Genomic DNA, 12,746 nt, shown 5'->3' on the forward strand with positions numbered 1-12,746 from the left:
ATGCGCCTGTTTCGCTCACTGACCCTGTTGCTCACGCTGGTCGCCCCGACGGCATTTGCCGACAGCCTGTACCAGGTAGAAATGATCCTGGTGCGCCAGAACGCCGTACCCGCCGTGGCCAGCCGCGCCGCGCCGGAGGACTGGGCCGCCGGGGCACAGTCGATCAGCGCCGACAGCCTACGCACTCCGGCCCTCAACGCCGAAGTGGAAAAGCTTGGCACCAGTGCCGACTACAGCGTGCTGCTGCATAAAACCTGGCAGCAGAACCTCGGCGAGACCTCGAGCAAAGTGGCAATCAGCGACGGCGAAGAGCAATACGGGCACTTCCCGATCGAGGGCACGCTGGATCTCAAGCTGGGTCGGTTTACCGACGTCAACGCCAGTTTCTGGGTCAATCAGTTCAGCAGCGATGGACTGGTCAGCGCCAGCGAACGCCTGCAACAGGAAAGCCACACCAAAAATGGCCAACTGAACTTTCTCGACAACGGCCACCTGGGCCTGCTGATCAAGATCACCTCGCTGACGGCACCGGCCCCGCAACAAGCGCCTGATGTCGTACCGGACTGATTGAAGTCCCTATGTCCCCGAGCCTGAGCAAACCCCTGGCCCCTTCCTGGGTCAGTCGATTCAAGGAACAGAGCCTGGAGCGCGGCCGTCGCTACGCCCTGGAGAACCGCGTCAGGATCGTCGAAGCCGGCGACAGCACCATCACCGCCAGTTGCGAAGGCTCTGGCGGCAATGTCTACCGCCAGACCATCACCCTGCGCGAATCAGCCAAAAGCACCTTGCTGCTGGTGGAAGCCACCTGCAGTTGCCCGGTACGGGTCAACTGCAAGCACTGCGCCGCGGTGCTGCTCAAAGTCCAGGACACCCTGGAGTACCCGGCCGCCGCCAAGGACGCCCTGCTCCTGGAAAAACTCCAGGCCGTATTGGAGAACCGCGCGCCCGCGCCGTTGCCACAGCAGGTGCTGGACAATGTGCAACCACTGCCACGCCTGTGGCTGGCCAGCGTCGCGTTCAGCGCCTTCGAGCCACGCAATGGCAAGATGCAGCGCTACATCCAGCACCGCGCGGCACTCTCATTCAGCTACCTGGACGAGTACGTCAGCGGGCAGAAAAACAACGACGTGCTGATCCGCCAGGAACACCAGACCCTGCGCATCAAACGCCAGCCGGAAGTGGAAAAGACCTACCGCGAGCAGTTGCGCATCCTCGGCTTCAAGGTCGCGACCCGGCAAAGCAAGGCCCTGCCGGAAAGTGCCGGCGAACTCTATGAGATGGTCAATGACAGCGCCTGGCTGACCTTCACCCTCAATGAGCTGCCCAAGCTGCGCAGCCAGGGCTGGGAGCTGGAGATCGACGAGGACTTCGGTTTCGACCTGACCACCGTCGACGACTGGTACGCCACGGTCGATGAGGCGCCGGAGCGCGACTGGTTCGACCTCGAGCTAGGGATCATCGTCAACGGCGAGCGCCTGAGTCTGCTGCCGATCCTGCTGAACCTGATGCGCTCGCATACCGAAATCCTCAACCCGGAACGCCTGGCCCGGCGCCGTGACGACGAGTTGATCCTGGTGAACATTCCCCACCGCCCCAACTCCGAGCAGGGCCCGCTCCAAGTGGCCCTGCCGTTCGGCCGCTTGAAGCCGGTACTGGCGACCCTGGGCGAGTTCTATCTGCAAGAACCCGGCGAAACCAGCCTGCGCTTGAGCAGCGCCGACGCCACGCGCCTCAATCCACTGGAAGACCTGCCACTGCTATGGGAAGGCGGCGAGCACATCCGCTCCTTCGCCCAGCGCCTGCGAGACATCAAGGACTACAGCGCCGAGCCCCCGACCGGTCTCAACGCGACGCTGCGCCCCTATCAGCTGGAAGGCCTGAGCTGGATGCAATCGCTGCGGGAACTGGAAGTCGGCGGGATCCTGGCGGACGACATGGGACTGGGCAAAACTCTGCAGACCCTGGCCCACGTACTGACCGAGAAGAACGCCGGGCGCCTCGACCGGCCGTGCATGGTGGTGATGCCCACCAGCCTGATTCCCAACTGGCTCGACGAAGCCGCGCACTTCGCGCCCCAGCTCAAGGTCCTGGCACTGTATGGCGCCGCGCGCAAAAAACACTTCGATCACCTGGCCGACTACGACCTGATACTCACCACTTATGCGCTGCTGCCCAAGGATGTCGAGCGCCTGGCCCAGCAACCCCTGCACATCCTGGTGCTCGACGAAGCGCAATACATCAAGAACCCCACCAGCAAGGCGGCGCAAGCGGCTCGCGAGCTGACTGCCCGGCAGCGCCTGTGCCTCAGTGGTACGCCCCTGGAAAACCACCTGGGCGAACTGTGGTCACTGTTCCACTTCCTGCTGCCCGGTTGGCTGGGGGATGTCAAAAGCTTCAACCGCGACTACCGCGTGCCAATTGAAAAGCGCGCCAGCGACGTCCGCCTGCAGCACCTCAATGGCCGGATCAAACCCTTCCTGCTGCGTCGCACCAAGGAACAGGTGGCCACCGAGCTGCCGCCAAAAACCGAAATCATCCACTGGGTCGACCTCAACGAGGCCCAGCGCGACGTTTATGAAACCATGCGCCTGGCGATGGACAAGAAAGTCCGCGACGAAATCACCCGCAAAGGCGTGGCCCGCAGCCAGATCATCATTCTCGAGGCGCTGCTCAAGTTGCGCCAGGTGTGCTGCGATCTACGCCTGGTCAATGAAGCCGCCCTACCCACCCGCGGCAGCACTTCGGGCAAGCTGGACAGCCTGATGGAGATGCTTGAGGAGCTGTTCGAGGAGGGGCGCAAGATCCTGCTGTTTTCCCAGTTCACCTCAATGCTCTCGCTGATCGAGCAGGAGTTGGAAAAACGCGGTATCGCCTACGCGCTGCTGACCGGGCAGACTCGGGATCGGCGCAGCCCGGTGAAGGATTTTCAGAGCGGCAAGCATCAGATCTTTCTGATTAGCCTCAAGGCCGGTGGCGTGGGCCTGAACCTGACGGAAGCCGACACCGTGATTCACTACGACCCATGGTGGAACCCGGCTACCGAAAACCAGGCAACGGACCGCGCGTACCGGATCGGTCAGGAAAAACCAGTGTTCGTCTACAAGATGATCGCCCGCGGCACGGTCGAGGAGAAAATCCAGCATCTGCAAAAGGAAAAATCCGACCTCGCCGCCGGCGTGCTGGATGGCCGCACCACGGGTGACTGGAAGCTGCAGAGCGACGACATTGACGCCCTGTTTGCGCCGCTGCCGGACAAGTCGAAGGTCTAGCAGAGCCTGACAGATCGCCATCGCGAGCAAGCCGCAAGCGGGCGCTCGCTCCCACACAGGCAGGTTTGGTGGGTGCATGCAAAACCTGCAAGCACCCACCAAACCTGCCTGTGTGGGAGCGGGCTTGCCCGCGATGGGTTCAACTCGGTAAGCGCAACCAAGCCCTCAATCGATCAACTGCGCATCCCTGAGCGCACCCAAGGCCGCCAACCAGCGCGGGTCCTGGCGATAGTCGGTGCTGGCGAACGCCTGGCCACGCATCCGCGCGATACGCGCAGACGGCTTGACCTTCAAGCGTTGCGCCGCGGTCAGTGCCAGCTCGGCTGCTGCCCGGTCATTGCATACCAGACCCATATCGCAACCGGCAGTCAGCGCCGCCTCGATGCGACTGGCGGCATCTCCCACCACGTGGGCTCCAGCCATCGACAGGTCGTCACTGAAAATCACCCCATCAAACTGCAACTCGCCACGCAGAATGTCTTGCAGCCAGCGCCGCGAGAAACCTGCGGGTTGCGAATCGACCTGCGGGTAAATGACGTGGGCCGGCATCACCGCCGCCAGCTGTTTGCTCAAGCGGGCGAACGGCACCAGGTCGTGGGCGCGGATCTGCTCCAGGCTGCGCTCATCATTAGGGATCGCCACGTGGGAATCCGCCTCGGCCCAGCCATGTCCCGGGAAGTGCTTGCCGGTGGCGGCCATGCCAGCCTGGTTCATGCCACGCATGAACGCGCCGGCGAGCAACGCCGCGCGCTCGGGATCACCCTCGAAGGAGCGCGTGCCGACCACCGCACTGCGCTGATAGTCCAGGTCCAGCACCGGGGCAAAGCTCAGGTCCAGGCCCACGGCCAGCACTTCGGTAGCCATGATCCAGCCACACTGCTCGGCCAGGTACTCGGCGTTCGGGTTATCGGCAATCGCCCGCATCGCTGGTAGCCGGACAAAACCCTGGCGCAGACGCTGCACCCGACCACCCTCCTGATCCACTGCCAGCAACAGGTCGGGACGCACGGCGCGGATCGACGCGCTCAACTCGCGCACCTGGCGTGGATGCTCGATATTGCGGGCAAAAATGATCAGGCCACCCACCTCGGGCTGACGCAACAGTTGGCGATCTTCAGCCGTCAGCCAGGTACCGGCGACGTCCACCATCAACGAGCCTTGCAGGCCAGCAGTCATAAAAATTCCTTGATCTGGAAATGCGCGCGCGGCGCGTCTTGAAAGTCCCGAGCCCAACGCAGCCACGCAGCTTCGGCGCCACAGGCGATGCCCGGCAAAATGAGCGCGGTCGGGGAAACAGGGGACAGGGTTGAAACGGCAGTCGGCATGGGCGGCTAGCTTAGCGGATGTCCGCTGCCGCGCCCAGCCATACGCGGCTAAACCTTGGCGGCGGCCGGTACCGACTTGCTGCGTGGGCGCAGTTGCGCGGCAGCCATGCTGGCGTCGGTGACGCCGGTTTCGGCGCGCATACCTGCGGCCAGGAACGGCACCATCAGGCGCATCACCTGTTCGATCGAGGTATTGACGCCGAAATCGGTCTCGGCGATCGCACGCAGGGCCTTGATCCCGGACATGCTGAACGCCGCGGCCCCCAGCATGAAGTGCACTCGCCAGAACAGCTCGATAGGCGGAATACGCGGGGCGGCTTCGTTGACCAGCGTCATGTAGCGGCGGAACACCTTGCCGTACATATCTTCCAGGTAACGCCGCAAGTGCCCCTGGCTCTGGCTGAAGGCCAGGCCGAGCAAGCGCATGAAGATCGACAGGTCATTGCCGCTGCGTGGCTGGACCACCAGGGCTTGTTCGACGAGGATTTCCAGCAGTTCTTCCAGGGTCGGCTTGTTGTCCGGCTTGGCGGAACGCCGCTCCAGCTCACGATCGAGGCTGGTGCAGAACGGCCCGAGAAAACGCGAGAAGACTGCCTGGATCAAGGCCTTCTTGGAGCCGAAATGATAGTTCACCGCAGCCAGGTTGACCCCGGCCTTGCTGGTGATCAACCGCAATGAAGTTTCGGCAAAACCTTTTTCCGCGAACAACTGCTCGGCAGCATCGAGAATGCGTTCTACGGTTTCCGACTGGGCCATGGCTACTCCGCCTGACAAACACTTGTTTGAAACATACGTTTCAGCCTGTGTATTGTCAAGTCTGCCCGTCCGTTTTGGGAATGCTCAGTCAGCTATTTAACCATACAAGCTGCTGGCTGTAGCCAGTCCTACAACACCGGCAGCAACGAACTGCCGGCCGACCGTCCGGCGGTCACCGCAAAAAGGAGGATTGCCAAGATCATTCCACTGTATATAATCCCAGTCACTGTATAAAAAGACAGAGCGATCGAGATGCTAAAACTGACGCCACGCCAAGCTGAGATTCTGGCTTTTATCAAACGTTGCCTCGAAGACAACGGTTATCCGCCAACCCGCGCGGAAATCGCCTTGGAGCTCGGTTTCAAATCGCCCAATGCGGCGGAAGAACACCTCAAGGCCCTGGCCCGCAAGGGCGCTATAGAAATGACCCCCGGCGCTTCGCGCGGCATTCGTATTCCTGGTTTCGAGGCCAAGGCCGACGAATCCACCCTGCCGATCATTGGCCGGGTCGCCGCCGGTGCACCAATCCTCGCCCAGCAGCACATCGAAGAGTCCTGCAACATCAACCCGGCCTTCTTTCATCCGCGCGCCGACTACCTGTTGCGCGTACACGGCATGAGCATGAAGGACGTCGGGATACTCGACGGCGACCTGCTGGCCGTCCACACCACTCGCGAGGCCCGCAACGGCCAGATTGTCGTCGCACGCATTGGCGATGAAGTCACCGTCAAACGCTTCAAGCGTGATGGCAGCAAGGTCTGGCTGATGGCCGAAAACCCCGAGTTCGCCCCGATCGAAGTGAACCTGAAAGATCAGGACCTGGTGATCGAAGGCTTGAGTGTCGGCGTCATTCGCCGATAAAGGAGGCGTTATGCAGTTCCCACACACACCACAGCCCGCCCAACTGCCGTTGTTCGAAGCGTTCATGGCCCAGCCACTGGCGCCGATCCTCAAAGACGTGGTCGAGGCGCCCTGGAGCGCCGAACCTGAAGCATTCAGCGAGCTGTCTCTACGTGGTGCGGCCGGGAACTGCCTGAGCCTCCTGGCGCCGATCCTCAGGGAGTTGAGCCAGGACCAGGACGCCCGCTGGCTGACCCTTATCGCCCCTCCAGCCAGCCTGACCCAAGCCTGGCTGCGCGATGCTGGCCTGAACCGCGAGCGCATTCTCCTGCTCCACCCACGCGGCACGCAAAGCGCCCAGCAACTGGCCTGCGAAGCCCTGCGCCTGGGCCGCAGCCACACCGTTGTCAGCTGGCTGAACCCGCTGAACAGCAGCGCGCGGCAACAGTTGATCGGCGCCGCACGTATCGGCGATGCACAAAGTCTGAATATTCGATTGGGCTAAGTAGCAGCCAGGGCGCACGCGTTAGACGCAGGGCTTCTCCAGGGCAGAGAAGCCAATCTGTAACGAAGATCTGTAAGAATACTTACGAAAAAAGCCGACAGACGGAATCAATGCAGAATCCGCGGCCCCTCTTCCTTTTCAAAATCGCCTTCAACCAGGCGCCCAGCCATCTGCACACCCACGCTCAACATCGCCTTGGCGACTTCAACGTGCTGGCCTTGCAGGAACGCCTTGGCATCTTCCGAGAAGTCCAGCGTCACCAGGGAACCCTCGTCCTCAGCCCTGCGCAGTTCAATTCGGCCGTCTGGCAGTTCGACAATTTCTAGAAAGGACGTTGGCATAAAGGTCTGTTCTCCACGAAAGGCGGGGATTATATAGGCATCGGTGATGCTTCGCTCAGGATCTTGACCGACAGCATGTAACCGAAACCATTGTTTGAGATCATCCCTGACCCTTGCTGCTCAGCTTCCTGCCGGATGTTTCAGCACTCGTTCAAGCCTTCACGGAAACGCAGTGCCAGGCTCTTGAGGTTCTGGCGCCAGCTTTCCAGTTCTTCCCTGCTCAGCTCCGCTTCAGGCTCCTCATCGAGACTCACCGCCACGATCAGCGGTTGCGTCACGTCGCCCTTGGGCTTGTGCGGTGCACGAGGCGGCTGAAAAAGCGCGGTGTGGGCCGCCAACAGCTTGGCCAGCCAGGTTTCACGATTGCGGGCCAGCTCGACCATTTCCGCCAGCTCTGGGATGGCCAGGGTCTCGAGCACCTCAGGGGTCAGCAAGAGCTCCGCCCGAGGTGCATTGGCCTGCGGCAGGCGGTAGAACCCGGCGATCTCATGGCACAGCCCCAGCAACGCGCCGTACAAGTGAAACAGCGCTGACTCGCGCCCGGCCTGGATCAGCGCCGGGGAGTTCATCGCCCTCCCGTCTTCCGCTCGGGCCAGGGCCTCTAGCGACAAGCCGGCGAAGTAGATTTTCTGGTTGGTGCGGGTATAGAGCTCAAAGGCCATGACGGCAGTCTCCACAACGAAATAGGACGCGTAATGCTGGCCTGACAGTGTCACGGATCAGACAAGGCATCCGCAAGCCCAAAACAAAGGCCGCATGCTCACCCGAGGGTAGGCATGCGGCCTGCTTGTAACGCGCTGCCGGCTTACTTGGCTACGCGCTTGTCTTCAACCACCCATTTGCCGCCGTCGTAGAAGGCCTTCCAACCGGTTGGCTTGCCCTCGACTTCAGTCTGCACGTACTGCTCCTTGGTCTTGCGGCTGTAGCGAATCACGGCTGGCAGGCCATCCGGATCCTTCTTAGGCGCTTCACAGAGGAAGTGGTACTTGGGATCGATCTCGTCCTTGTGGGGCACGATCTCGATCACCAGCGGGGCACGGGTCTCGCGGTTTTTCGGGAACTGGCTGGCCGCCAGGAACAGGCCGGAAGCACCGTCGCGCAGGATGTAGGTGTCGTTGACCTTCTCGCACTTGAGCTCGGGCATCTTCACCGGGTCCATCTTCGGCGGCGCCGCGTCACCGCTTTTCAGCAGTTTGCGGGTGTTCTTGCAGGTGGCGTTGGTGCAACCGAAGAACTTGCCGAAACGGCCGGTCTTGAGCTGCATTTCGCTGCCACACTTATCGCATTCCAGGCTCGGGCCTTCGTAGCCCTTGATCCGGTAGCTGCCCTGCTCGATCTCGTAGCCATCGCAATCGGGGTTGTTCCCGCAGATGTGCAGCTTGCGCTTCTCATCCAGCAGGTAAGCATCCATCGCGGTGCTGCAGATCGGGCAACGGTGCTTGCCACGCAGCACCAGGGACTCCGACTCGCCCTCGTCGTCCGCGGCGATTTCATCGCCCGGCACCAGGTTGACGGTGGCCTTGCAGCGTTCTTTCGGCGGCAGGCTGTAGCCCGAGCATCCGAGGAACACGCCGGTCGACGCGGTACGGATCTGCATCGGGCGACCGCAGGTCACGCACGGGATATCGGTCATTACCGGCTGGTTGGCCCGCATGCCGTGTTCCGGACTCTCGGCCACTTCGAGCTTCTTCTTGAAGTCGCCGTAGAACTCGTCCAGCACGCTTTTCCAGTCCCGCTCGCCCTGGGCGACGTCATCGAGGTTCTCTTCCATGCCGGCGGTAAAGCCGTAGTCCATGAGGTTGGAGAAGCTCTCGGACAGACGCTCGGTGACGATGTCACCCATTTTTTCCGAGTAGAAACGACGGTTGTGCAGCGCGACGTAGCCACGGTCCTGGATAGTCGAAATGATTGCCGCATAGGTCGACGGACGACCGATACCGCGTTTTTCCATTTCCTTGACCAGGCTCGCTTCCGAGTAGCGCGCCGGCGGCTTGGTGAAGTGCTGGCTGGGATCAAGCTTGATCAGCTTCAGCACATCGCCCTGGGCCATGTCCGGCAGCACATCATCGTCGCCCGGCTTGGCCATTTGCGGCATCACGCGGGTATAGCCGTCGAACTTCAGGATACGGCCCTTGGCACGCAGCTCGAAGCCACTGGCAGCGACGCTGACGGTGGTCGACAGGTATTTGGCCGGCAGCATCTGGCAGGCGACGAATTGGCGCCAGATCAGCTCGTAGAGACGCTCAGCGTCACGTTCCATGCCCGACAGCTTGCTTGGATCGGTATTCACGTCGGAAGGACGAATCGCTTCGTGAGCCTCCTGTGCGCCTTCCTTGCTGCTGTAGACATTCGGGGTTTCCGGCAGGTACTTGCCGCCGAACTCGCCTTCGATATAAGTGCGCGCCATCGCCACGGCATCGGCCGAGAGGTTGGTCGAGTCGGTACGCATATAAGTGATGTAGCCGGCTTCGTACAAACGCTGGGCCATCATCATGGTTTTCTTCACACCGAAGCCCAGGCGGTTACTGGCGGCCTGCTGCAGGGTGGAGGTGATGAACGGGGCCGACGGTTTGCTGCTGGTCGGTTTGTCTTCACGCTTGGCAATGGTGTAGCTGGACGACTTGAGCTTTTCCAGGGCCGCCATGGCCTGGGCTTCGTTGAGCGGCTTGAAGGCTTCGCCGTTTTCACGGGCCACTTCAAAACGCACGTTGGCGCCCTTGGCGGTGCCGAGGTCAGCGTGGACTTCCCAGTACTCTTCGGGGTTGAACGCGCGAATCTCGCGCTCACGCTCCACCACCAGCTTCACGGCAACCGACTGGACACGGCCGGCCGACAAGCCACGGGCGATCTTCGACCACAGCAGCGGCGAGACCATGTAGCCCACTACGCGATCGAGGAAGCGCCGCGCTTGCTGGGCGTTGACCCGATCGATATCCAGCTCGCCTGGCTGGGAGAAGGCTTCCTGGATCGCCTTCTTGGTGATTTCGTTGAACACCACGCGCTTGTAGCGGCTGTCATCCCCACCGATGGCTTCGCGCAGGTGCCAGGCAATGGCTTCCCCTTCGCGGTCCAAGTCCGTTGCGAGATAGATGGTGTCGGCGTCCTTGGCGAGCCGACGCAGTTCTTCGATGACCTTTTCCTTGCCCGGGAGGATCTCGTACTTGGCTTTCCAGCCGTGGTCCGGATCGACACCCATGCGCGCAACCAGTTGCTTGCGCGCTTTTTCCTTAGGCGACAGCGCCGGCACTTCACCAGCAGCGGCCTTGCCGCGCTTGGCGGCTGGCTCTTTGCTGGCGCTAGCCGAACCGCTGGTGGGCAGGTCTCGGATATGGCCGATACTCGACTTCACCACGTATTGGTTGCCCAGATACTTGTTGATGGTCTTGGCCTTAGCCGGGGATTCCACAATGACCAGCGATTTGCCCATGGATCAGAAAATTCCTGAATTCGAGAAGTGAAAGGCGGTTGGCGCCTGACGCGGCACCGCTATATATAGTGGCAACAAGGTGAGGTCAAGCGCAGGGTTCTGCGCGACTTGCGCTTATGGCCGGGAAAAAAGGCTGGGTTCGGCCTGCACCAAAGCAAAGCGCGGGACCTGCTCGCCGTCAACTTCGACCGACTCCAGGAACATGCTCAAAGGGCGCACCCAAAAGCCGTAATCGCCATACAGGGCTTGGTAGAAGACCACTTCTTCTTCGGTTTCCGAGTGCCGTGCAACGTTGAAAACACGGTACTGCGGACCTTTGTAATGCTGGTAGAGCCCGGGTTGGATCGGCATGCTCTGGGCCTCGTTCAAATACGTCGAAATAAAAAACAAAAAAATCTTCAGAAAAACAAAAACCGGGGCACTTGGCCCCGGCTTCCGTCAACGCAACGCTTAAACGCGTTCGAAGACGGTGGCAATGCCCTGGCCGAGGCCAATGCACATGGTCGATACACCGAAGGTGCCGCCATTCTGCTTCATGACATTGAGCAGGGTGCCGGAGATACGTGCACCGGAACAACCGAATGGGTGACCCAGGGCGATCGCGCCGCCGTGCAGGTTAACCTTCTCGTTCATCTTGTCGAGCACTTTCAAATCTTTCAGCACCGGCAGGGCCTGTGCAGCGAAAGCTTCGTTGAGTTCGAAGAAGTCGATGTCGGAGATGCTCAGACCCGCGCGCTTCAGTGCTTTTTGTGTCGCCGGTACTGGACCATAGCCCATGATCGCCGGATCCACACCCGCCACTGCCATCGAACGGATCACCGCCATTGGCTGGATACCCAGGTCCTGGGCACGCTGCGCCGACATCACGATCATGCACGAAGCACCATCGGTGATCTGCGACGAAGTACCGGCGGTCACGGTGCCGCCCTTTGGATTGAACGCTGGCTTCAATGCCGCCAGGCTTTCCAGGGTGGTTTCCGGACGAATGGTTTCGTCGTAGTCGAACAGTTTCAGGAAACCGTTCTCGTCGTAGCCCTGCATCGGGATGATTTCGTCCTTGAACTTGCCTTCCACGGTCGCCTTGTGGGCGAGTTGGTGGGAGCGCACGCCGAAGGCATCCTGCTGCTCACGGGTAATGCCGTGCATCTTGCCCAGCATTTCCGCGGTCAGGCCCATCATGCCCGAGGCTTTCGCCGCGTACAGCGACATGTGCGGGTTCGGATCGACACCGTGCATCATGCTCACGTGACCCATATGCTCGACGCCGCCGACGACAAATACGTCACCGTTGCCGGTCATGATTGCTTGCGCGGCAGTGTGCAGCGCACTCATCGACGAGCCACACAGGCGGCTGACGGTCTGGCCGGCAGCGGTGTGCGGGATCTGCGTCATCAGGGACGCCATGCGGGCGATGTTCCAGCCCTGCTCCAGGGTCTGGTTGACGCAGCCCCAGATCACGTCCTCGACTTCGCTCGGATCGACCTTGACGTTGCGTTCCAGCAGTTTGCTGATCAGGTGCGCCGACATGTCTTCAGCGCGGGTGTTGCGGTGCATGCCGCCCTTGGAGCGGCCCATCGGAGTACGACCGAAGTCGACAATCACGACGTCTCTAGGATTCAAGCTCATAAAATTTCACTCTCGCTCAAAAGTTGGACGCTTAACCGAAGAACCGCTGGCCAGTCTTGGCCATCTCACGCAGTTTTGCGGTCGGGTGGTACAGCGCGCCCAAATCAGCGTACTGGTCAGCCAGGGCAACGAACTCGGCAACACCGAGCGAATCGATGTAGCGCAGTGCGCCGCCACGGAATGGAGGGAAACCAATACCGTAGACCAGACCCATGTCGGCTTCGGCAGCAGTCTCGACAATGCCGTCTTCCAGGCAACGCACGGTTTCCAGGCACAGCGGGATCATCATCCAGTTGATGATGTCTTCGTCAGTGACTTCGCGCTGCTCGTAAACGATTGGCTTGAGCACTTCCAGTACCGAGGGGTCGGCCACTTTCTTCTGCTTGCCGCGCTTGTCGGTCTCGTAGGCGTAGAAGCCCTTGCCGTTCTTCTGGCCCAGGCGCTTGGCTTCGTAGAGCACGTCAACGGCCGAACGACGGTCGTCTTTCATGCGGTCCGGGAAGCCTTCAGCCATCACGTCACGACCGTGGTGACCGGTGTCGATGCCGACCACGTCCATCAGGTACGCCGGGCCCATCGGCCAGCCGAATTTTTCCATGATCTTGGCGATGCGCACGAAGTCCACACCGGCGCTGACCAGCTTGGCGAAGCCGCCGG

Annotated in this window: 12 protein-coding genes; 4 read left to right on the forward strand and 8 right to left on the reverse strand. The window is 61.1% G+C overall.

Going from position 1 to position 12,746, the window contains the following annotated elements:
* Together ACIOVD_RS09715 and ACIOVD_RS09720 are read left to right on the forward strand one after the other, a co-directional pair.
* Nucleotides 1-567: a CsiV family protein gene (locus ACIOVD_RS09715; protein ID WP_095165316.1), complete on the forward strand. Its 567-nt coding sequence runs from the start codon at nt 1-3 to the stop codon at nt 565-567.
* Between the two features lie 11 nt (nt 568-578).
* Entirely contained in the window at nt 579-3,269 is a 2,691-nt protein-coding gene (locus ACIOVD_RS09720) for a DEAD/DEAH box helicase (RefSeq protein ID WP_401127334.1), read from the forward strand.
* A 165-nt stretch (nt 3,270-3,434) separates the two neighbouring features.
* Here the strand turns inward: ACIOVD_RS09720 and nagZ are convergent, their stop codons facing one another.
* Both nagZ and ACIOVD_RS09730 read right to left on the reverse strand, forming a co-directional pair.
* Nucleotides 3,435-4,445, reverse strand: coding sequence for a beta-N-acetylhexosaminidase (nagZ, locus tag ACIOVD_RS09725; RefSeq protein WP_159997035.1), 1,011 nt, complete (start codon nt 4,443-4,445; stop codon nt 3,435-3,437).
* Between the two features lie 197 nt (nt 4,446-4,642).
* The gene (locus tag ACIOVD_RS09730) at nt 4,643-5,350 is read right to left on the reverse strand and encodes a TetR/AcrR family transcriptional regulator (protein WP_095165319.1); all 708 of its coding nucleotides are present in this window, start codon (nt 5,348-5,350) and stop codon (nt 4,643-4,645) included.
* Between the two features lie 252 nt (nt 5,351-5,602).
* Here ACIOVD_RS09730 and lexA point away from each other — a divergent pair, with 252 nt between their 5' ends.
* Both lexA and sulA read left to right on the forward strand, forming a co-directional pair.
* Nucleotides 5,603-6,211, forward strand: a complete 609-nt coding sequence (lexA, locus tag ACIOVD_RS09735; protein WP_095165320.1) for a transcriptional repressor LexA — start codon at nt 5,603-5,605, stop codon at nt 6,209-6,211.
* 10 nt (nt 6,212-6,221) lie between these two features.
* A complete protein-coding gene (gene sulA, locus ACIOVD_RS09740) occupies nt 6,222-6,695 on the forward strand; it encodes an SOS-induced cell division inhibitor SulA (RefSeq protein WP_159997039.1) in 474 nt (157 codons plus the stop codon).
* Nucleotides 6,696-6,802: 107 nt separating this feature from the next.
* On the opposite strand, the gene ACIOVD_RS09745 is transcribed toward sulA, so the two are convergent.
* The 6 genes from ACIOVD_RS09745 to ACIOVD_RS09770 form a co-directional block, all read right to left on the reverse strand.
* Nucleotides 6,803-7,036 carry a hypothetical protein gene (locus tag ACIOVD_RS09745; protein WP_095165324.1) on the reverse strand — a complete coding sequence of 78 codons (234 nt, stop codon included), beginning with the start codon at nt 7,034-7,036 and terminating at the stop codon, nt 6,803-6,805.
* 140 nt (nt 7,037-7,176) lie between these two features.
* Complete coding sequence (locus tag ACIOVD_RS09750; protein WP_095165326.1) at nt 7,177-7,698, reverse strand: DUF6586 family protein; 522 nt, start codon at nt 7,696-7,698, stop codon at nt 7,177-7,179.
* A 143-nt stretch (nt 7,699-7,841) separates the two neighbouring features.
* A complete protein-coding gene (gene topA / locus ACIOVD_RS09755) occupies nt 7,842-10,463 on the reverse strand; it encodes a type I DNA topoisomerase (RefSeq protein ID WP_095165327.1) in 2,622 nt (873 codons plus the stop codon).
* Nucleotides 10,464-10,577: 114 nt separating this feature from the next.
* Nucleotides 10,578-10,814: a DUF1653 domain-containing protein gene (locus ACIOVD_RS09760; RefSeq protein ID WP_095165329.1), complete on the reverse strand. Its 237-nt coding sequence runs from the start codon at nt 10,812-10,814 to the stop codon at nt 10,578-10,580.
* 99 nt (nt 10,815-10,913) lie between these two features.
* Nucleotides 10,914-12,089, reverse strand: coding sequence for an acetyl-CoA C-acyltransferase FadA (gene fadA, locus ACIOVD_RS09765; RefSeq protein ID WP_095165331.1), 1,176 nt, complete (start codon nt 12,087-12,089; stop codon nt 10,914-10,916).
* Between the two features lie 31 nt (nt 12,090-12,120).
* The coding region (locus ACIOVD_RS09770) for a 3-hydroxyacyl-CoA dehydrogenase family protein (protein ID WP_401127338.1) at nt 12,121-12,746 on the reverse strand (626 nt) is incomplete at its 5' end.

It is taken from the genome of Pseudomonas sp. NPDC087626 (genome assembly GCF_044743405.1).
Taxonomy (GTDB): domain Bacteria; phylum Pseudomonadota; class Gammaproteobacteria; order Pseudomonadales; family Pseudomonadaceae; genus Aquipseudomonas.

What these genes read in the sequence shown, in the direction of transcription:
- nagZ (WP_159997035.1), bottom strand. Translation starts at nt 4,445, where the DNA reads ATGACTGCTGGCCTGCAAGGCTCGTTGATGGTGGACGTCGCCGGTACC.
- sulA (WP_159997039.1), top strand. Translation starts at nt 6,222, where the DNA reads ATGCAGTTCCCACACACACCACAGCCCGCCCAACTGCCGTTGTTCGAA.
- topA (WP_095165327.1), bottom strand. Translation starts at nt 10,463, where the DNA reads ATGGGCAAATCGCTGGTCATTGTGGAATCCCCGGCTAAGGCCAAGACC.
- lexA (WP_095165320.1), top strand. Translation starts at nt 5,603, where the DNA reads ATGCTAAAACTGACGCCACGCCAAGCTGAGATTCTGGCTTTTATCAAA.
- fadA (WP_095165331.1), bottom strand. Translation starts at nt 12,089, where the DNA reads ATGAGCTTGAATCCTAGAGACGTCGTGATTGTCGACTTCGGTCGTACT.
- ACIOVD_RS09715 (WP_095165316.1), top strand. Translation starts at nt 1, where the DNA reads ATGCGCCTGTTTCGCTCACTGACCCTGTTGCTCACGCTGGTCGCCCCG.
- ACIOVD_RS09730 (WP_095165319.1), bottom strand. Translation starts at nt 5,350, where the DNA reads ATGGCCCAGTCGGAAACCGTAGAACGCATTCTCGATGCTGCCGAGCAG.
- ACIOVD_RS09720 (WP_401127334.1), top strand. Translation starts at nt 579, where the DNA reads ATGTCCCCGAGCCTGAGCAAACCCCTGGCCCCTTCCTGGGTCAGTCGA.
- ACIOVD_RS09750 (WP_095165326.1), bottom strand. Translation starts at nt 7,698, where the DNA reads ATGGCCTTTGAGCTCTATACCCGCACCAACCAGAAAATCTACTTCGCC.
- ACIOVD_RS09760 (WP_095165329.1), bottom strand. Translation starts at nt 10,814, where the DNA reads ATGCCGATCCAACCCGGGCTCTACCAGCATTACAAAGGTCCGCAGTAC.
- ACIOVD_RS09745 (WP_095165324.1), bottom strand. Translation starts at nt 7,036, where the DNA reads ATGCCAACGTCCTTTCTAGAAATTGTCGAACTGCCAGACGGCCGAATT.